This window comes from Mycobacterium sp. TY815 (assembly GCF_030755135.1).
Taxonomy (GTDB): Bacteria; Actinomycetota; Actinomycetes; order Mycobacteriales; family Mycobacteriaceae; genus Mycobacterium.
In genome coordinates this window covers 2,221,545-2,240,440 of the sequence record NZ_JAUFRX010000001.1, presented here as the reverse complement: position 1 = coordinate 2,240,440, position 18,896 = coordinate 2,221,545, and the positions used below count along the sequence as shown (strand labels likewise).

18 protein-coding genes are annotated in these 18,896 nt (G+C 67.2%); 13 read left to right on the top strand and 5 right to left on the bottom strand.

Going from position 1 to position 18,896, the window contains the following annotated elements; translation table 11 throughout:
- The first annotated feature begins 10 nt into the window (after window positions 1-10).
- The 5 genes from QXK92_RS09315 (at window position 11) to QXK92_RS09295 (ending at window position 4,535) form a co-directional block, all read left to right on the top strand.
- Window positions 11-952: a phosphatidate cytidylyltransferase gene (locus QXK92_RS09315; protein WP_306241368.1), complete on the top strand. Its 942-nt coding sequence runs from the start codon at window positions 11-13 to the stop codon at window positions 950-952.
- Window positions 953-1,115: 163 nt separating this feature from the next.
- The gene (gene rlmN / locus QXK92_RS09310; protein WP_306241367.1) at window positions 1,116-2,210 is read left to right on the top strand and encodes a 23S rRNA (adenine(2503)-C(2))-methyltransferase RlmN; all 1,095 of its coding nucleotides are present in this window, start codon (window positions 1,116-1,118) and stop codon (window positions 2,208-2,210) included.
- A gap of 443 nt (window positions 2,211-2,653) precedes the next feature.
- Entirely contained in the window at window positions 2,654-3,154 is a 501-nt protein-coding gene (locus QXK92_RS09305; protein ID WP_306241366.1) for a protein disulfide oxidoreductase, read from the top strand.
- 2 nt (window positions 3,155-3,156) lie between these two features.
- Entirely contained in the window at window positions 3,157-4,026 is an 870-nt protein-coding gene (locus QXK92_RS09300; RefSeq protein WP_306241365.1) for a cytochrome c biogenesis CcdA family protein, read from the top strand.
- A 26-nt stretch (window positions 4,027-4,052) separates the two neighbouring features.
- Window positions 4,053-4,535 (top strand): histidine kinase, encoded by a 483-nt coding sequence (locus QXK92_RS09295; RefSeq protein ID WP_306241364.1) that lies wholly within the window; start codon window positions 4,053-4,055, stop codon window positions 4,533-4,535.
- A 36-nt stretch (window positions 4,536-4,571) separates the two neighbouring features.
- Here QXK92_RS09295 and QXK92_RS09290 read toward each other — a convergent pair whose 3' ends face one another.
- Window positions 4,572-5,780, bottom strand: coding sequence for an IS110 family transposase (locus tag QXK92_RS09290; protein ID WP_371934179.1), 1,209 nt, complete (start codon window positions 5,778-5,780; stop codon window positions 4,572-4,574).
- Window positions 5,781-6,016: 236 nt separating this feature from the next.
- Here QXK92_RS09290 and QXK92_RS09285 point away from each other — a divergent pair, with 236 nt between their 5' ends.
- A complete protein-coding gene (locus tag QXK92_RS09285) occupies window positions 6,017-6,820 on the top strand; it encodes a DUF4097 family beta strand repeat-containing protein (RefSeq protein ID WP_306241362.1) in 804 nt (267 codons plus the stop codon).
- On the opposite strand, the gene QXK92_RS09280 is transcribed toward QXK92_RS09285, so the two are convergent.
- The 4 genes from QXK92_RS09280 to QXK92_RS09265 all read right to left on the bottom strand — a co-directional run bounded on the left by QXK92_RS09280 (window position 6,813) and on the right by QXK92_RS09265 (window position 10,383).
- Window positions 6,813-7,067, bottom strand: a complete 255-nt coding sequence (locus QXK92_RS09280; RefSeq protein WP_306244301.1) for a DUF2631 domain-containing protein — start codon at window positions 7,065-7,067, stop codon at window positions 6,813-6,815. The two genes, QXK92_RS09285 and QXK92_RS09280, sit on opposite strands and share 8 nt — an antisense overlap.
- A gap of 113 nt (window positions 7,068-7,180) precedes the next feature.
- On the bottom strand, window positions 7,181-7,756 hold the full coding sequence (locus tag QXK92_RS09275; RefSeq protein ID WP_306241361.1) for a fasciclin domain-containing protein: 576 nt from the start codon (window positions 7,754-7,756) through the stop codon (window positions 7,181-7,183).
- A 78-nt stretch (window positions 7,757-7,834) separates the two neighbouring features.
- Window positions 7,835-9,565 carry a cytochrome c biogenesis protein DipZ gene (locus QXK92_RS09270; RefSeq protein ID WP_306244300.1) on the bottom strand — a complete coding sequence of 577 codons (1,731 nt, stop codon included), beginning with the start codon at window positions 9,563-9,565 and terminating at the stop codon, window positions 7,835-7,837.
- 146 nt (window positions 9,566-9,711) lie between these two features.
- Complete coding sequence (locus QXK92_RS09265) at window positions 9,712-10,383, bottom strand: fasciclin domain-containing protein (RefSeq protein WP_306241360.1); 672 nt, start codon at window positions 10,381-10,383, stop codon at window positions 9,712-9,714.
- A 131-nt stretch (window positions 10,384-10,514) separates the two neighbouring features.
- Here QXK92_RS09265 and dxr point away from each other — a divergent pair, with 131 nt between their 5' ends.
- The 7 genes from dxr (at window position 10,515) to map (ending at window position 18,770) form a co-directional block, all read left to right on the top strand.
- Window positions 10,515-11,726, top strand: coding sequence for a 1-deoxy-D-xylulose-5-phosphate reductoisomerase (gene dxr / locus QXK92_RS09260; protein WP_306241359.1), 1,212 nt, complete (start codon window positions 10,515-10,517; stop codon window positions 11,724-11,726).
- Window positions 11,727-11,745: 19 nt separating this feature from the next.
- Window positions 11,746-12,960 carry an RIP metalloprotease gene (locus QXK92_RS09255; protein ID WP_306241358.1) on the top strand — a complete coding sequence of 405 codons (1,215 nt, stop codon included), beginning with the start codon at window positions 11,746-11,748 and terminating at the stop codon, window positions 12,958-12,960.
- A 20-nt stretch (window positions 12,961-12,980) separates the two neighbouring features.
- Entirely contained in the window at window positions 12,981-14,153 is a 1,173-nt protein-coding gene (gene ispG / locus QXK92_RS09250) for a flavodoxin-dependent (E)-4-hydroxy-3-methylbut-2-enyl-diphosphate synthase (protein WP_306241357.1), read from the top strand.
- A 49-nt stretch (window positions 14,154-14,202) separates the two neighbouring features.
- The gene (locus QXK92_RS09245; protein WP_306241356.1) at window positions 14,203-15,057 is read left to right on the top strand and encodes a GNAT family N-acetyltransferase; all 855 of its coding nucleotides are present in this window, start codon (window positions 14,203-14,205) and stop codon (window positions 15,055-15,057) included.
- 157 nt (window positions 15,058-15,214) lie between these two features.
- Window positions 15,215-17,023, top strand: a complete 1,809-nt coding sequence (locus tag QXK92_RS09240; protein WP_371934543.1) for a penicillin-binding transpeptidase domain-containing protein — start codon at window positions 15,215-15,217, stop codon at window positions 17,021-17,023.
- Window positions 17,024-17,066: 43 nt separating this feature from the next.
- A complete protein-coding gene (locus tag QXK92_RS09235; protein ID WP_306244298.1) occupies window positions 17,067-17,651 on the top strand; it encodes a DUF1707 domain-containing protein in 585 nt (194 codons plus the stop codon).
- Between the two features lie 261 nt (window positions 17,652-17,912).
- On the top strand, window positions 17,913-18,770 hold the full coding sequence (gene map / locus QXK92_RS09230) for a type I methionyl aminopeptidase (protein WP_306241354.1): 858 nt from the start codon (window positions 17,913-17,915) through the stop codon (window positions 18,768-18,770).
- Window positions 18,771-18,896: the final 126 nt, after the last annotated feature.

The following is an 18,896-nucleotide window of genomic DNA, read 5'->3' as shown; positions in this document are numbered from 1 at the left end:
ATTGACGTCCGTGGCAACCTACGATGCCGGCACCGGAAGCCCGTCCGACGAACCGGCCCACGAACCGGCACACGTCTCCACCGAGCCGGTGAAGAAGACGTCCCGGGCCGGGCGCGATCTGCCGGCGGCGATCGCGGTGGGCGCCAGCATCGGCGCGGTCCTCATCGCGACCTTGCTCTGGTTTCCGCATTTCTGGGTCGCGTACTGCGCGCTGGCCACCGTGGTGGCCAGCCACGAGGTGGTCCGCCGGTTGCGTGAGGCCGGGTATCTGATCCCGGTCATCCCGCTGCTGATCGGTGGCCAGGTGACGGTTTGGCTGACCTGGCCGTACCGGGCCGTCGGCGCGCTCGCCGGATTCGGCGGCATGGTGGTGGTCTGCATGATCTGGCGGTTGTTCATGCAGGAGCAGCCGGCCGCCGATGATCAGGCAGCAGCCGACGGTGTGCCACCGGCGAGGAACTACCTGCGCGACGTCTCGGCCACCGTGTTCCTGTGCGTCTGGGTCCCGTTGTTCGCGTCGTTCGCCGCGATGCTGGTCTATGACCCTCAGCACGGCCCGGGCTGGGTGTTCTGCATGATGATCGCCGTCGTGTGCTCGGACACCGGCGGATACGCGGTGGGAGCACTGTTCGGCAAACATCCGATGGTTCCGATGATCAGCCCGAAGAAGTCCTGGGAGGGCTTCGGCGGCTCGCTGGTCTTCGGCATCACCGCGACGATCCTGACGGCCACTTTTCTGGCCGGCAAATTGTGGTGGGTCGGCGCGCTGCTGGGTTTGCTGTTCGTGCTGACGACCACGCTCGGCGACCTGATCGAGTCCCAGGTGAAGCGTGATCTGGGGATCAAGGACATGGGGCGGCTGCTGCCCGGCCACGGCGGTCTGATGGACCGGCTCGACGGCATCCTGCCATCCGCGGTGGCCGCCTGGACCGTTCTGACGCTGTTGCCCTGAGACACCGCCGGCTGGTCGATTCCGGTCGCCGGGCGGCGGATCAATCTGTCACGCCGTGAGACGCCGATAAAGCTCATCGACCGGGGGCGCCGGTGGCACCGGCGGCGACGGCGGCGCTGTGTGAGCTTTCGCACCTGATTCGGCGTGACAGACTGGACGGGTCATGGTCCAGCAATTGGTATTCGAGGCGCCCCGCCGCGGCAAGCCGCCGCGGCATTTGGCCGACCTGGATGCGGCCGGGCGCGCGGAGGCCGTCGCGGAGATGGGCCTGCCGGCGTTTCGCGCCAAGCAGCTCGCCAACCAGTACTACGGACGACTGATCGCCGATCCGCACCAGATGACCGACCTGCCCGCGGCGGTGCGCGATGCCGTCGCGACCACGATGTTCCCCGTGCTGCTCACCGCCGCACGCGAGGTCACCTGCGATGCCGGCCAGACGCGCAAGACGTTGTGGCGGGCGGGCGATGGCGCCACCGTCGAGTCGGTGCTGATGCGCTACCCGCAGCGCAACACCGTGTGTATCTCGTCGCAGGCCGGCTGCGGCATGGCGTGCCCGTTCTGTGCCACCGGGCAGGGCGGGCTGACCCGCAACCTGTCGACGGCCGAGATCCTCGAGCAGGTACGGGCCGCGGCGGTGGCGCTACGCGACGACTTCGGTGACCGTTTGTCGAACGTGGTGTTCATGGGCATGGGGGAGCCGTTGGCAAACTACTCCCGGGTGGTGGCCGCGGTGCGGCGGATCACCGAGGCGCCGCCGTCCGGGTTCGGGATCTCGGCGCGTTCGGTGACGGTGTCGACGGTGGGTCTGGCCCCCGCGATCCGCAAACTGGCCGACGAGCGGCTCGGGGTGACGCTGGCGCTGTCGCTGCACACGCCCGACGACGAACTGCGCGACACGTTGGTGCCGGTCAACAACCGGTGGAAGGTCAGCGAGGTGCTGGAGGCGGCCCGCTATTACGCCGACGTGACCGGCCGGCGGGTCTCGATCGAGTACGCGCTGATCCGCGACGTCAACGACCAGCCCTGGCGGGCCGACCTGCTGGGCAAGCTGCTGCATCGGGCGCTGGGCGCACTGGCGCACGTGAACCTGATCCCGCTGAACCCGACCCCGGGCAGCGACTGGGATGCCAGCCCGAAGCCTGTGGAGCGCGAGTTCGTGAGACGTGTTCGCGCGCAGGGTGTTTCGTGCACGGTGCGGGACACCCGCGGCCGCGAGATCGCCGCCGCGTGCGGACAGCTGGCCGCCGAAGGCGGGTAGCTGGAGCGCACGCGATTGTGCCTGCGGTGCGGACAGCTGGCCGCCGAAGGCGGGTAGCTGGAGCGCACGCGATTGTGCCTGCGGTGCGGACAGCTGGCCGCCGAAGGCGGGTAGCTGGAGCGCACGCGATTGTGCCTGCGGTGCGGACAGCTGGCCGCCGAAGGCGGGTAGCTGGAGCGCACGCGATTGTGCCTGCGGTGCGGACAGCTGGCCGCCGGAGGCGGGTAGCTGGAGCGCACGCGATTGTGCCTGCGGTGCGGACAGCTGGCCGCCGAAGGCGGGTAGGGCAGCTCGTTGAGCCTGCAAATCTGCAGCGAAAGCGCGAGTAGCGGCCGCCAATGTCGCACTCTGAGTGAGCCCCCGCCGCCCAGATGCCGCAAGGTTTTGAACCTTTCCCCGCTGGCCATACGTGCTCAAAGCAAAAGCCGGCGAATGAGGTGTTCATGAAACTGCTGTCCCTGCTGAAGATCTTCACCGCCGCAGCCGCGGTCGCTCTGACGCTCGGGCTGACTGTCGCTCCGCGCGCGGTCGCCGCCGACGATCGGCTGAATTTCACCGGAACCACCCTCAGCGGTGCCCCGTTCAACGGCGCCACCCTGCAGGGCAAGCCGGCGGTGCTGTGGTTCTGGACGCCGTTCTGCCCGTTCTGCAACGCCGAGGCGCCCGGCCTCAGCCAGGTCGCCGCCGCGAACCCGGGCGTCACATTCGTCGGCATCGCGGCCCACTCGGACGTCGGGCAGATGCAGGGCTTCGTGTCTAAATACGGCCTGAACTTCACCAACCTCAATGACGCCGACGGTGCGATCTGGGCGCGCTACAACGTCCCGTGGCAGCCCGCCTGGGTCTTCTACCGTGCGGACGGGTCCTCCACCTTCGTCAACAACACCACCTCGGCCATTTCGCAGCAGGACCTGCAGGGCCGGGTCGCGGCGCTGACGTCCTGAGGGTGAACGACGCCCTCATCGGCCTGGCTTTCGCCGCCGGACTGGTGGCAGCGCTGAACCCGTGCGGATTCGCCATGCTCCCTGCCTATCTGCTGCTGGTCGTCCGGGGACGGCAGCCAGTCGGCCCAGTCACCGCCGTCGGCCGAGCGCTGGCCGCGACCCTGGGAATGGCGCTGGGGTTTATGACGGTCTTCGGCGTGTTCGGCGCGCTGACCATCTCGGCGGCCACCACCGTGCAGCGCTACCTGCCCTACGCGACGGTGGTGATAGGCGTGATGCTGATTGCGCTCGGCGGCTGGCTGCTGTCCGGCCGGGAACTGACGGCACTGGCACCGTTCGGCCCGCGGTGGGCGCCGAGCGCGCGGCTGGGTTCCTTCTACGGATACGGGATCAGCTACGCGATCGCCTCGCTGTCATGCACGGTCGGACCGTTCCTGGCGGTCACCGGGGCCGGACTGCGCGGTGGCTCGGTACTCGGCAGTGTGGCCGTATACGCCTCCTACATCGCGGGTCTGACGCTGGTCGTGGGCGCGTTGGCGGTCGCGGCCGCAACCGCGCGCTCGACGCTGGTCGCCAGGATGCGGACGGTCCTGCCGTTCGTCAATCGCCTCAGCGGCGTGCTGTTGGTCCTGGTGGGGGCGTATGTCACCTATTACGGGGTGTACGAAGTGCGGTTGTTCGACGCCAAGGGCAACCCTGATGACGCCGTGATCGCCGCCGCCGCTCGCGTGCAGGGCGCGATTGCCGGCTGGGTGCACGAGCACGGTGGCTGGCCATGGGTGGTGGCACTGACCGTGGCGTTGGCGGCCGTGTTGGCGGGCACCTGGTACCGACGCCGACGCGGCCGTGACACTACACATGGTTGTGTGTGACACCACAATGGTGTCATTATGACAGTGTGGATCTGCAGCCCTATATCGACACGGTGCGCGACGAGCTGACGGTGGCCGCATCGGCCGCCGGTACCGACGCGCAGGATCTGGCCGAGCGGTTGACCGCCACGCTGGAGTCCGCCCTGCGGTTGGCGCTGCTGGAAGCTCTCTCGGCAGCCGCCGACGAAATCACCGGCGAGCTGGCACCGGGGTCGGTCGAACTTCGGTTGCGAGGCCGCGACCCGGAGTTCGTCGTAAACGTCGCGCCGGAGGAGCTGAGTGTCGACGGCCCCGACGAGCAGGTGGTCGTCCCGCCTTTCGACGACGACGGCGCCACCTGGCGCGTCACCCTCCGCCTGCCGGAAGGCCTGCGGGCTCCGGTAGAAGCGGCGGCGCGCCGCGAGGGCGCCTCGCTGAACAGCTGGCTGGTACGAGCCGCGGCCACCGCCGCGGGCGGCGGCCGGTCCACACACCGCAATGCGCACCGCCTCACCGGCTGGGCGCGCTGAACACACTGAACACCGAGGAGATTCTCAATGAAGTTGTCAAGCCGCCGCAGCGCTAGGTGCGGTGGGTTGATATGGCTTGTGGTCGCGCAGCATTGCCCACAGGACGTTGAGGCGTCGTCGGGCAAGGGCAAGCACGGCTTGGGTGTGGCGTTTTCCCTCGGCGCGTTTGCGGTTGTAGTAAGTCCGCGATGCCGGGTCGGTGCGGATGGCGATGTGGGCAGCCAGGTAGCAGGCCCGCAGCAGACGTCGGTTGTAGCGGCGGGGGCGTTTGAGGTTGCCGCTGATGCGTCCGGAGTCGCGCGGGACTGGGGCCAGCCCCGCGACGCCGGCCAGGCGGTCGGGGTTAGCAAAAGCGCTCATGTCCCCGCCGGTGGCGGCCAGGAACTCGGCACCAAGGGTGACGCCGAAGCCGGGCAAACTCAGGATGATTTCGGCGTGGCGGTGGCGGCGAAATCGCTCCTCGATCATCGCTTCGGTGTCGCCGATTTCGGTGTCGAGGGCCATCACCTCCTCGGCCAGCCGGGCCACCAAGGCCGCGGCCACTTGCTGTCCGGGTACGACGGTGCGTTGGGCGTTAGCCGCCTCCATAGCGGCAGCGGCAATGGCATCGGCGTTGCGGGCCTTGCGCTTACGCAGCCAGAGCGCGAGCCGGGCGGCACCGGCGCGACGCAGCCCGTCGGGTGTTTGATACCCAGTGAGCAGGGTCAGCGCGGCCTTGCTGGCGCTGTAGTCGAAGGCACGCTCGAGGGCAGGGAAATATTCGAGCAGCTGGGCGCGCAACCGGTTGAGCGCCCGGGTGCGATCGGCCACCAAATCGGTGCGCCTGGCCGTGAGGATCCGCAAGTCCACAGCGATGTCGTCCCCGGCTCGCAGCGGTTGCAGGTCGCGGCGCATCCGCGCCTGATCGGCGATCACGGCGGCGTCTTTAGCGTCGGTTTTCCCTTCCCCGCGGTAACCGCCCGAGGCATGGTGCACGGTGCGCCCCGGAATATAGAGCAGCCGTTGCTCGGCGGCGATCAGCAAGGTGATCAGCAATGCCGCCCCACCGGCATTCAAATCGATCGCCCAGGTCAGCTCACCACCATCAGCCAGCGTCTGGACCGCGCCGATCAGATCCAGCAGCGCGGATTCGTCATTGGCCACCCGCCGCGACAGCAGCCGCTTCCCGTCGGCATCGATGACCACGCAATAGTGGTCCGATTTCCCACCATCAACCCCAGCCCACAACGGTTGTGCCACAACCACCTCCCTGCTCGCTATCGGTCCGACCAACCCAGCAGACGACCACGCCGTCACGTCCTTACACAGCGATCAAATCGCATCTCTCAATTAGCGGTCGAGTCGTCGCGGGACAACAGGCGGCCAATCTCCTTCGGCCATCAACGATGGCGACCACATGAAAGCCATACCCGCTGCCCCTGGGCGATTCGAAGCCTACGGCCGACGGCAACGAACACCCTGCAAGAAAGGTAAGGACCACCATGTCCTTATTCACCACACCTGATCCCATCAGCGTCCGAGTCGCAGCCGGAACAGGGTCGGTGCGGCTCACGGCGACCGATCGCACCGACACCTCCGTACAGTTGCGCCCGGACGACGACACGTGCGACGCCGACGTGTGGACTGCCGAACACGTCCGCGTCGACTTCCGTGACGGCCGGCTGACGGTTTCCACACCCAAGCGGGCGCGACACCGGGGCGGCGCCGTGCAGATCGACATCGCACTGCCGTCTGGCTCCCGGGTGTCCGCCACGCTGGGATCGGCCGAGCTGCGCGCCGAAGGCGATTACAGCGACGTGCGGGTCGCGGCCGCCGCCGGCGACATCGACATCGACGCGGTCACCGGAAAGCTGAAGAGCACCAGCGCTTCCGGCTCGCTGTCCGTGCAGCGGATCAAAGGCTACGCATCGATCGCCACGTCCTCTGGTGCGGTGCGCGTCGAGAACCTCGACGGCGAGCTGAAGTTCAAGGCGGCCAGCGGATCGCTGTCGGTCGACACCTTGCGTGGCGCCGTCAGGTCGCGGACCGCGTCGGGAGGCGTGATCGTAGAGGCGGGCATCCGCGGCGTCGTATCGGCGCACACCAGCAGTGGTGAGGTTGCGGTCGGCGTTCCGGAAGGCACGGCCGTCCGGTTCGACATCGTCACCGGCTCCGGCAGCGTCACCAACTGCCTGGCGGCGGCGGACGGTCCGCAAGCCGATGATGAAACGCTTGTCTTACAAGTCCGCAGCGGCTCCGGCGATGTACACATCCATCGCGACCCGGCCGCTGCACCGGCTATCTGAGCCAGCCGCGCCGGCGACCCCAGATGTCGCGCACCAGGACGAACAGCGACAGCGCGGCGAATCCGATGAGGAACCAGTCCTCGACATGGCCGACGTGGTTACCGCGCAGCATTGCCAGCAGGAAGATGACGACGAAGATCCCGACGGCGTGCCAGGTGCGGTAGTTGATGCGGCTCCATCCCCAGCGCGCGGACGGCACCTCGGCCTCGTCGACGCCGGCAAACGGCTCTACCTCAGTACTGGCCACGGCGATCCCTCCGGTTGTCACTCGGACTGACACTGCCTGAACATTCTGGCACAGGCCGTTGGCCTGCGGTCAGCACTCCACCCGGAGGGATCGCCGCAACGTGGCTGCAGGCCTTACGCCGGGGGCATCAGCACCGTGTCGATCAGGTAGACCTGCGCGTTGGCCGTCGACACGCCGCCGCAGACCACATTGGCGTTGTTGACCCGGATGTTGTTGCCCATGCCGGTGACCGTGACGTTGGCGCCCCGCAACGTCTTGTGAGTGCCGATCACCCGGTTCGGGCTGGCCTGCCCACTGACCACGTGGTAGGTGAGAATGCTGGTCAGCAGGTTCGAGTCGGTCTTGAGCTGGTCAATGGTGGCGGGCGGCAGCTTGCCGAACGCGGCGTCGGTCGGTGCGAACACCGTGTACTGGCCGCTGTTGAGCGTGTCGACCAGGTTGACCTGCGGGTTGAGCTGGCCGGACAGCGCCGACGTCAGCGTGGTCAGCAGCGGGTTGGCGGCCGCCGCCTCGGTGACCGGAACCTGCGACATGCCCTGCACCGACGCGGGGCCGGTGGGGTTGGCCGCCGCGTAGTCCGCACATCCAGGACCGACCAGGTCGCTCGCCGCTGCCGTGGGAGCCAGCGCTACGCCGCACGACATCAGCGCTACCGCGAAACCGGTTGCTGCCATTGATGTTTTCTTCATGGTTAGTTCGCTCCTCGTGGTGAGTGGGACGGACCCTTGTCATCTTTGATTCGGAGCCGGACAGCGTCCGGACGGGTGTCAGCCGTAAGTGAAGGAAAAAACCTGGAGTCCCTTGCTGGGACGCACCTCGATGGTGCCCGAACCCTGACGTGGATCGGCGACGATCTGGTGCGAGGTCGGCGGCCCGTCGATCGCCATGCTGGTGGGTTTGCCGTTGCGGGTCACCGTGAGTGTTCCGGTGCCGCCGACGACGACATAGATGTCCTTGGCGTGATAGTTGAGCTTGATGGCCGAATCGTCGCCGGTTGCGGTGGCGCCCTGGTAGTCCAGCGCCCACGGGCCAGTCAGGGCGAAGCTGTCGGCCGCCAGGGTGGGCGGATAGCGAAACGTCTGGGTGCCCTCGTCGTACTCGCCGCCGCCCCCGTAGTTGACGGCTTTGCCGACGGCGAAATAGGTTTCGGCCGTGGTGATCGCCTTCGGCGTGAGGTCGGGTGCACCCACCGGCCCGGGCAGCGTGACGCCCGGCCTGGCATCGCTGAGGAGCTGTCGGATCAGCTGCTCGGTGTCGTGGTAGCCGCCCTCGCCGAACTTGAGGTGACGTACCGTGCCATTGGCGTCGATCAGGTACTCGGCCGGCCAGTACCGGTTGCGGTAGTTGGTCCACGTCGAGTAGTTATTGTCCAGCGCCACTGGGTATTTGATATCGAGATCCGCCGCTCCCTTGGCCACGTTCTCCGGCACTTTCTCGAACGCGTACTCCGGGGTGTGAACGCCGATCACTTCCAGGCCGGCATCCTTGTAGGCCTGGTACCAGCCGACCACGTGCGGGATGGCCCGTTGGCAGTTGATGCAGGAATAGGCCCAGAAGTCGATCAGAACGACCTTGCCGCGTAAGGACTTCAGCGCGATCGGCTGATTTCCCGGGGTGTTCAGCCACCCGGTGATGCCCCGCAGATCCGGTGCGGGCCCGCAGTTTTCGAGCTTGGTGCCGCCTTGTGTGCAATTGGACAACGCGACGTTCTGATCGGTGACGATTCCGCCGAGCTTCTCCTGCACCTGAGGCGAGCCGCCGACCCGCTCCTGCAGCGAAGCCGTGTAGTCGGGAATCGCGCGCTGCAGCGCGGCCGGCAGGTCGAACACCAGCGCGACCGCCAGCAGGATCGTCACGATCCCGGCGCCGATCCGGATCTCGCGCTGGCGACGCCGAAATGCGCTCACCCGCTGCGCTATTCGCTGGCCGGCCAACGCGAAGAACAGCAACGGCAAAGCGGCGCCGACGGCGAAAGCGGTGGTGAGCACCACTGTGCCGGCACCGATCCGCGCGGTCGCCCCGGCCACCACGATCGCGGCCAGCACCGGCCCCGCGCACGGCACATACAACACACCCAGCGCCAGTCCGAGCCCGAAACCGTTGCCGCGCATGGCTATCTGCTTCTGTGGGATACGGGAAAAGGGCCGCTCGAGCAGCTGCTCGAAACGGGGGAAGATCAGACCGGCCCCGATTGCCACCAGCGCGACCAGCGCCACCCAGCGGATGGCGTCCTGCGGCAGGTGCAGCGCCGACAGCAAGGCCGAGCCGAGCAGGGTCACCACGCTGAAACTGAGCACCAGCCCGCCGATCACCCGGTAGGGGCGGGTCGCCTCCGATCGATTCACCTTGTGTTTGACCGCCACCGCACCTTCGGCCGGTGCTTCGCGCGAGGTGCTGTTCGCACCGGAGAAGAAGATCACCGGCAGCACCGGCAGGATGCACGGTGAGATGCCGGTGATCAAACCGCCGATAAAGCCGATCAGCGCCAGGGTCCACATGTCAGTCATTCGTCACGGCGGCGGTCCCGGATTGGTTCAACTCCAGGGAAAGGCCAGGCAAAGGCCAGGGAAATCCGTCAAGAAAAAGGCAGCCCACCTGAGGTGGGCTGCCTTGTCCAGAAAGTGTTGTCCTGATAGACGCGATGTCACTGGCCCGGGGGCATCAGCACCGTGTCGATCATGTAGACGGTGGCGTTCGCGGTGTGCACGCCTCCACACACCAGCCCCGCGTTGTTGACCTTCAGGTCGTTGCCGGCTCCGGTCACCGTCACGTCGGCGCCTTGCAGCGTCTTGTGGGTGCCTGCCACCTTGGCCGGGCTCGCCTGACCGTTCACCACGTGGTAGGTCAGGATGCTGTTGAGCAGCTTGGCGTCGGTCTTGAGCTGGTCGAGGGTGGCTGCCGGCAGCTTGTCGAACGCGGCGTTGGTGGGCGCGAAGACGGTGTACTGGCCGCTGTTGAGCGTGTCGACGAGGTTCACCTGCGGGTTCAGCTTGCCGGACAGCGCCGAGGTCAAGGTGGTCAGCATCGGGTTGTTCGACGCCGCGGTCGCCACCGGGTCCTGCGCCATGCCCGCCACCGAGCCGGGTCCGGTGGGGTTCTGGGCCGCGTACTCCGAGCAGCCGGGGCCGATCAGGTCGGCGGCCGGGTCAGCCTTGGCCGACGAAGGTGCGGAGCTCACAGTCGCCGAAACGCTCGCGGAGGTCGCGCTGCTGGTGCCCTGGGATGCGGGCTTGCCGTTGGAACAGCCGGCGACACCCGCGATCGCGATCGCCGCGAGAGCCGCTGCTGCCACTGACTTGGCCTGAGTATTCATCACGTGTCAATTCCTTTGTTAGGAAACAAATTTGAACTGACGGCCGACGCCGCCATTGGTGCCGTACATGAAGTCATTCGGAGTGGCGGCGATCACGGATGGGTGCGATTTCGAAAAGACGGCACAATGGGTGGGTGACTTTCTCGGGTGACGGCCAGGCTCCCGTCGAGCGGGTACGCGTATTGGTGCTGGGCAGCACCGGTTCCATCGGCACCCAGGCGCTGGAAGTTATCGCGGCCAACCCGGACCGGTTCGAGATCGTCGGGCTGGCCGCCGGGGGCGGGAACATGGACACGCTGCTGCGTCAGCGCGCCGAGACCGGAGTCACCAACATCGCCGTCGCCGACACCGGCGCCGCCGAGCGGGCGGGGGACATCCCATTTCAGGGCCCTGACGCCGTCACCCGGTTGGTGCAGGAGACCGAGGCGGACGTCGTCCTCAATGCGCTGGTCGGGGCGCTGGGCCTGCGGCCGACCCTGGCCGCGCTGGAATCGGGCGCTCGGCTGGCCCTGGCCAATAAGGAGTCTCTGGTCGCCGGCGGCCCATTGGTGCTGCGCGCGGCTCGGCCCGGGCAGATCGTTCCGGTCGACTCCGAACACTCCGCGCTGGCTCAGTGCCTGCGCGGCGGCACCCCTGACGAGGTCGCCAAGCTGATCCTGACCGCCTCCGGGGGACCGTTCCGGGGCTGGCCGGCCGCCGACCTCGAGCACGTCACCCCCGAACAGGCCGGCGCCCACCCCACCTGGTCGATGGGCCCGATGAACACCCTGAACTCGGCGTCGCTGGTCAACAAGGGGCTCGAACTCATCGAAACCCACCTCTTGTTCGGCATTCCCTACGACCGCATCGAGGTCGTCGTACACCCGCAGTCGATCGTGCATTCGATGGTGACCTTCACCGACGGCTCCACGATCGCCCAGGCCAGCCCTCCGGACATGAAGTTGCCGATTTCACTGGCGCTGGGCTGGCCGCACCGGGTGCCGGGGGCGGCCACCTGCTGCGACTTCTCCACCGCCTCTACCTGGGAATTCGAGCCGCTGGACGCCGAGGTGTTCCCGGCCGTCGAGCTGGCGCGACAGGCCGGGGGAACCGGAGGCTGCCTGACCGCCGTTTACAACGCGGCGAATGAGGAAGCGGCAGAGGCGTTTCTTTCCGGACGCATCCGGTTTCCTGCCATCGTCGCCACTATTGCCGACGTGCTGCACGCTGCCGACCAATGGGCCGCGTCACCAGCTACCGTGGATGACGTACTCGAGGCGCAGCGCTGGGCCCGTGAGCGAGCGCAACGTGCGATCGCGGCAGCAAGCTCGGCACCGGCGGCGGTCAGAGTCTCGGGCATGGCGTGAGAAAGGTCGTAACAGACAGATGATGTTCGTTATCGGCATTGTGCTGTTCGCACTCGCGATCCTCATCTCGGTCGCACTGCACGAGTGCGGCCACATGTGGGCCGCCCGCGCCACCGGCATGAAGGTGCGCCGCTACTTCGTCGGCTTCGGCCCGACGCTGTGGTCCACCCAGCGCGGCGAGACCCAATACGGATTCAAGGCCATCCCGGCGGGCGGCTTCTGCGACATCGCCGGTATGACCCCGGTCGAGGAGCTGGCTCCCGACGAGCAGGACCGCGCGATGTACAAGCAGGCCACCTGGAAGCGGGTCGCCGTGCTGTTCGCCGGTCCGGGTATGAACTTCGTCATCTGCCTGGTGCTGCTCTACGCGATCGCGTTGATCTGGGGTCTGCCGAATCTGCACCCGTCCACGAAGGCCATCGTCGGCGAAACCGGTTGTGTCGCTCAGGAAGTCAGCCAGGGCAAGCTCGACAAGTGTGACGGCCCGGGGCCCGCGGCGCTCGCGGGACTGCGCCCCGGCGACGTCGTCGTCAAGGTCGGCGACACCCCGGTCAGCACGTTCGAGGACATGGCCACGGCGGTGCGCAAGATGCACGGCAGCGTGCCGATCGTCGTCGAGCGCGACGGCAAGACGATCACCACCAACGTCACTGTCGAATCCACCCGCCGCTATGTCCCCACCGGACAGGACAACAAACTCGAGCCGGCCAACGTCGGCGCCATCGGTGTCGGCGCTCCGCGCAATGAACCAACCCGTTACAACGTGCTGTCGGCCGCGCCGGCCACCGTCGCGTTCGCCGGCCAGCTGACTGTCGAGGTCGGCAAGTCGCTGGCCGCCATCCCGACCAAAGTCGGGGCGCTCTTCCACGCGATCGGCGGCGGACAGCGCGACCCCCAGACGCCGATGAGCGTGGTCGGTGCCAGCATCGTCGGCGGAGACACCGTCGACCACGGGTTGTGGGTGGCGTTCTGGTTCTTCCTGGCCCAGCTGAACCTCGTGCTGGGCGCCATCAATTTGTTGCCTTTACTGCCTTTTGATGGCGGCCACATCGCGGTGGCTGTTTTCGAGAAGATCCGCAACTCGATCCGTACGGCCCGCGGCAAGGTTGCCGCCGCGCCGGTGAACTATCTGAAGCTGATGCCGGCGACCTATGTGGTGCTGATCTTCGTGGTCGGCTACATGTTGTTGACGGTCACCGCTGACCTGGTCAACCCGATCCGGCTCTTCCAGTAATAGAGAGAAGGCGAAACACAGTGACCATTGGCCTGGGTATGCCGCAACCACCGGCGCCCACGCTCGCTCCTCGGCGTCCCACGCGTCAGCTCATGGTCCGCGACGTCGGCGTCGGCAGCGACTACCCGATTTCCGTGCAGTCGATGTGCACGACCAAGACCCATGACGTCAACTCGACGCTGCAACAGATCGCGGAATTGACTGCGGCTGGTTGTGACATTGTCCGGGTGGCCTGCCCGCGGCAGGAAGACGCCGACGCGCTGGCCGAGATCGCCCGGCACAGCCAGATCCCGGTCATCGCCGACATCCATTTCCAGCCGAAGTACATCTTCGCGGCCATCGACGCCGGCTGCGCGGCGGTGCGGGTGAACCCGGGCAACATCAAGGAGTTCGACGGCCGCGTCGGGGAGGTCGCCAAGGCCGCCGGCGCCGCGGGTATCCCGATCCGCATCGGGGTGAATGCGGGATCGCTGGACAAGCGGTTCATGCAGAAGTACGGCAAGGCCACCCCCGAAGCGCTGGTGGAGTCGGCGCTGTGGGAGGCGTCGCTGTTCGAGGAGCACGGCTTCGGCAACATCAAGATCAGCGTCAAGCACAACGACCCGGTGGTGATGGTGGCGGCCTACGAGCAGCTGGCCGCGCAGTGCGACTACCCGCTGCACCTCGGCGTCACCGAGGCCGGTCCGGCATTTCAGGGCACCATCAAGTCCGCGGTGGCCTTCGGTGCGTTGCTCTCGCGTGGCATCGGGGACACCATCCGGGTGTCGCTCTCGGCGCCGCCGGTGGAGGAGGTCAAGGTCGGCACCCAGATCCTGGAGTCGCTGAACCTGCGGCCGCGCAAGCTGGAGATCGTGTCGTGTCCGTCGTGCGGACGGGCCCAGGTCGACGTCTACACGCTGGCCAACGAGGTCAGCGCCGGCCTGGACGGCCTGGAGGTGCCGCTGCGGGTCGCGGTGATGGGCTGCGTCGTCAACGGTCCGGGCGAGGCTCGCGAAGCCGACCTCGGAGTGGCGTCGGGCAACGGCAAGGGCCAGATCTTCGTCAAGGGCGAGGTGATCAAGACCGTGCCCGAAGCGCAGATCGTCGAGACGCTGATCGAGGAAGCGATGCGGCTCGCCGAGGAAATGGGCCTGGAAACCGAAGACGATCCCGGGACGGCAGCGAGCGGTTCGCCTATTGTGACCGTAAGCTGATAGGGGCCAAGTTAACTGGCCCCCGGTACGCACCACAGAGAGTTATGAGATGTCGGCTCCGCCCATCTTGCGCCTCGTCGGCGAGAGACGGGTTTCGGTGGTGCGCGATGCCGCCGCGGTATGGCGGGTCCTGGGTGACAATCCGGTCGAATCCTGCATGGTGGCCGCGCGAGTCGCGGACTACGGTGTCGAACCCAACTCCATCGGTGGCGAACTGTGGACCCGGCGCGCTCCCGAGGAATCGCTGTGCTTCGCCGGGGCTAACCTCATCCCGCTACGCGGCAATCTGATCGACCTGAACGCTTTCGCCGACGAAGCCAAGAGCACGGCCCGCCGGTGCTCGTCGCTGGTCGGCCGGGCCGATCTGGTGCTGCCGATGTGGCAGCGACTCGAGCCGGCCTGGGGCCCGGCCCGCGACGTGCGCGATCGGCAACCGCTGATGGCGCTGGACAGTCATCCCAATTGCGCGCTGGATCTCGAAGTGCGGCAGGTGCGGCCCGAGGAGATCGACGCTTACCTGGTGGCTGCCGTCGACATGTTCATCGGCGAAGTCGGCGTGGACCCGCGGCTGGGCGACGGCGGCCGAGGCTACCGGCGGCGGGTGGCCAGCCTGATTGCGGCCGGACGGGCCTGGGCCCGCTTCGAGCACGGGCAGGTCATCTTCAAGGCGGAGGTGGGGTCGCAGTCGCCGTCGGTCGGCCAGATCCAGGGGGTGTGGGTGCACCCCGAGCGGCGGGGCCTCGGACTGGGCACCACCGGCACCGCGACGCTGGCCGCCGTCATCGTCGGCAGCGGGCGCATCGCCAGTCTCTACGTCAACGACTTCAACACCGTCGCCCGGGCCGCCTACGCCCGGGTCGGTTTCAAAGAAGTCGGCACGTTCGCCACGGTGCTGCTGGATTAGTGGCGGGGTAGCGGTTCATTCCGCGAGTGGAACCGCCCTGCGACACTCGGCGCTCGAAATCGCAGCCTCGTTGCTTTCGCGCGGATAACGGTCAGGTCTCGGTGTGTCTGCGCCGACGTGACCGCATCAGTTCTTAACATCAGTACCGATGGTCACAATAGGCTCAAAAACCACACTGGCAACATCCGTTGCAGTTCTGCTGATGGCGCTGGTCGTACTGCCCGGATGCACCCCGAAGCCGGAAGGGCCAGGCCCCGCCGCCGAGAAGTTCCTGGCGGCCTTGTCCGTCGGGGACACCGCGACCGCCGCTCAGCTCAGCGACAACCCCAATGAGGCACGCGAGGCGCTCAATGCCGCCTGGGCCGGCCTGCAAGCGACCCACCTGGACGCACAGGTGCTGAGCTCGAAGTACGCCGAGGACACCGGCACCGTCGTCTACCGCTTCACCTGGCACCTGCCGAAGAACCGGACCTGGACCTACGACGGCCAGTTGAAGATGGCTCGCGACGAAGGGCATTGGCAGGTCCGCTGGGCGACCACCGGGCTGCACCCGAAGCTGGGGGAACACCAGACGTTCGCGTTGCGTGCCGACCAGCCGCGGCGCGCCTCGGTAAACGAGCTGGGCGGCTCGGACGTCCTGGCGCCCGGCTACATCTACAACTACTCGCTGGACGCCACCAAGGCGGGACCCGACCTGATCGGCACCGCGCACGCCGTCATCGACGCACTGCATCCGTTCAACGACACGCTCAACGATCCTCAGCTGCTGGCTGAAACGGCCAGCTCGGCCACCCAGCCGATCGACCTGGCCACGCTGTTGCCCGACGACAGCAACCGGGTGTTCCCGGCGATCGGGCAGCTGCCCGGCGTCGTGATCACCCCGCATCCGGAGTTGTTGCCCACCGATCCGCACTTTGCGCCGGCGGTCATGGCCGAGGTCAAGAAGTCGGTGATCGATCAGCTCGACGGCCAGGCCGGATGGCGCATCGTCAGCACCAACCAGAACGGTGTCGACGTCGCGGTGCTGCACGAGGTCGAAGGCTCGCCCGCGCCGTCGGTGTCGATCACCTTGGACCGGGCTGTGCAGGACGCCGCTCAGCATGCGGTCGACACCCGGGGTGGCAAGGCGATGCTGGTCGTGATCAAGCCGTCGACCGGAGAGATCCTGGCGATCGCTCAGAACGCCGGTGCCAACGCCGAGGGCCTGCTGGCCACCACCGGCCTGTACCCGCCCGGCTCTACCTTCAAGATGGTCACCGCCGGTGCCGCCGTCGACCGCGACATGGCGACCCCCAACACGATGGTCGGCTGCCCGGGCCACATCGACATCGGCCACCGCACCATTCCCAACTACGGCGGCTTCGATCTCGGTGTGGTGCCCATGTCGCGCGCATTCGCCAGTTCCTGCAACACCACGTTCGCCGAACTGAGCGCCAAACTGCCGCCGCGCGGGCTGACGCAGGCCGCCACCCGCTACGGCATCGGGCTGGACTACCAGGTCGAGGGGATCACCACGGTCACCGGTTCGGTGCCGCCGACGGTTGACCTAACCGAACGCACCGAGGACGGCTTCGGCCAGGGCCGGGTGCTGGCCAGCCCGTTCGGCATGGCCCTGGTGGCGGCGACCGTCGCAGCGGGGAAGACCCCGGTGCCGCAGCTGATCGCGGGCCGGCCGACCACGGTCGCCGGCGACAACACGCCGATCAGCCCGAAGATGGTCGAGGCGTTGCGCCCGATGATGCGGTTGGTCGTCACCAACGGCACGGCAAAAGAGATCGCGGGCTGCGGGGAGATCTACGGCAAGACCGGGGAAGCCGAATTCGCGGGCGGCTCGCATTCCTGGTTCGCCGGATATCGCGGTGACCTGGCGTTCGCTGCCCTGATTGTCGGAGGCGGCAGCTCGGAGTACGCCGTGCGGATGACGAAAGTGATGTTCGACTCGCTACCGCCCGGCTACCTGGCCTAACGCGATTGCAGGCTCGCAACAGCGGTAAGTTGCGAAGGTGAGCATGACCGGGCCGGGCGGAGACATGGCGGCGATGCGGGTGTCGGACGCCGACCGCAACGGCACCATGCGCCGACTGCAGAATGCCCTGGCGCTCGGGCTGATCAACATCGACGAGTTCGAACAGCGCACCCGCCAGGTGTCCTACGCGCGCACTCGCGACGAGTTGGACAGGCTGGTCGGCGACCTGCCCGCGCCGGGAGAGATCGTCACCTCGGCGACCGACCGCGTGGAACTGCGGGGCTGGGCCGGCTCCCTGAAGCGCCACGGGGAGTGGACGGTGCCCACCCGGCTGTCGCTGGTGCGCCGGTTCGGGTCGATCGACCTGGACCTGACGAAGGCACGGTTCGCGGGTCCGGTGGTGGTCATCGAGATCGACATGAAGTTCGGCTCGCTGAACCTGTGGCTGCCCGAGGGGGCCAGCGCGTCGATCGACAACGTCGAAGCCTATGTGGGCAGTGCGTCGGATCGGCGCAAAGACCCGCCGGCCGAAGGCAATCCGCACGTGGTGCTGAGCGGTCAGGTGGTGTTCGGCTCGGTGATCATCCGCGGGCCGCGACGGACGTTGCTGCGCCGTCCCCGGTTGTGACTGCCCGCCGGCCTTCGCAATGTGCGGTGTGGCGCCGGATCGGCTTGGACGCTCCGCCCAGGCTGTAATTCTGCAGTGGAAGTGCGAGTGGGGCTCGCCAATTCGGCAGGCTCGATGGTGTACGTGAGCCCGGCAGCGGGTCGGTGCGCCCAGGCTGTAATTCTGCAGTGGAAGTGCGAGTGGGGCTCGCCAATTCTGCAGGCTCGATGCGGCGCAGCCGCTCGGCGGCACTAACGGCGCAGCATCGTTAAGCTAGCTGCCATGCCTGTTCGAACCGCGCTGTCTCCCGGCGTGCTCTCCCCGACGCTGCCGGTACCCAAGTGGATCGCGCGCCCGGAGTACGTCGGCAAGTCCACCGCCAAAGAGGGCTCCGAGCCCTGGGTGCAAGACCCCGAGGTCATCGAGAAGATGCGGGTGGCGGGCCAGATCGCGGCGCGCGCGCTGCAAGAGGCGGGCAAAGCCGTCGCGCCGGGCGTCACCACCGACCAACTCGACCGCATCGCACACGAGTACATGGTCGACAACGGCGCCTACCCGTCGACACTGGGCTATAAAAATTTCCCGAAGTCGTGCTGCACATCGCTCAACGAGGTGATCTGCCACGGCATCCCGGACTCGACGGTGATCGAGGACGGCGACATCGTCAACATCGACGTGACCGCCTACATCAATGGAGTGCACGGCGACACCAACGCGACCTTCCTGGCCGGCGACGTCTCCGAGGAGCACCGGCTGCTCGTCGAGCGGACCCACGAGGCCACCATGCGCGCCATCAAGGCCGTCAAACCGGGACGGCAGCTGTCGGTGGTCGGCCGCGTCATCGAATCCTATGCAAACCGGTTCGGCTACAACGTGGTTCGCGACTTCACCGGCCACGGCATCGGCACCACGTTCCACAACGGGCTGGTGGTGCTGCACTATGACCAGCCCGCGGTGGAGACGGTCATCCAGCCGGGGATGACGTTCACCATCGAGCCGATGATCAACCTCGGCACCCTGGATTACGAGATCTGGGACGACGGCTGGACGGTGGTCACCAGGGACCGCAAGTGGACGGCGCAGTTCGAGCACACCCTGCTGGTCACCGAGACGGGCGCGGAAATCCTCACCCTGCCCTGAGCCTGTTGGCGCGAGCAGACACAAACTCGCACTGGTTCACCCGCAGTCGTGCGATTTCGCGTCTGTCCGCAACGGGGCCCCGAGGAAATGTAGCAATAACTGCCGCACCAGATGAATTCAACAGCG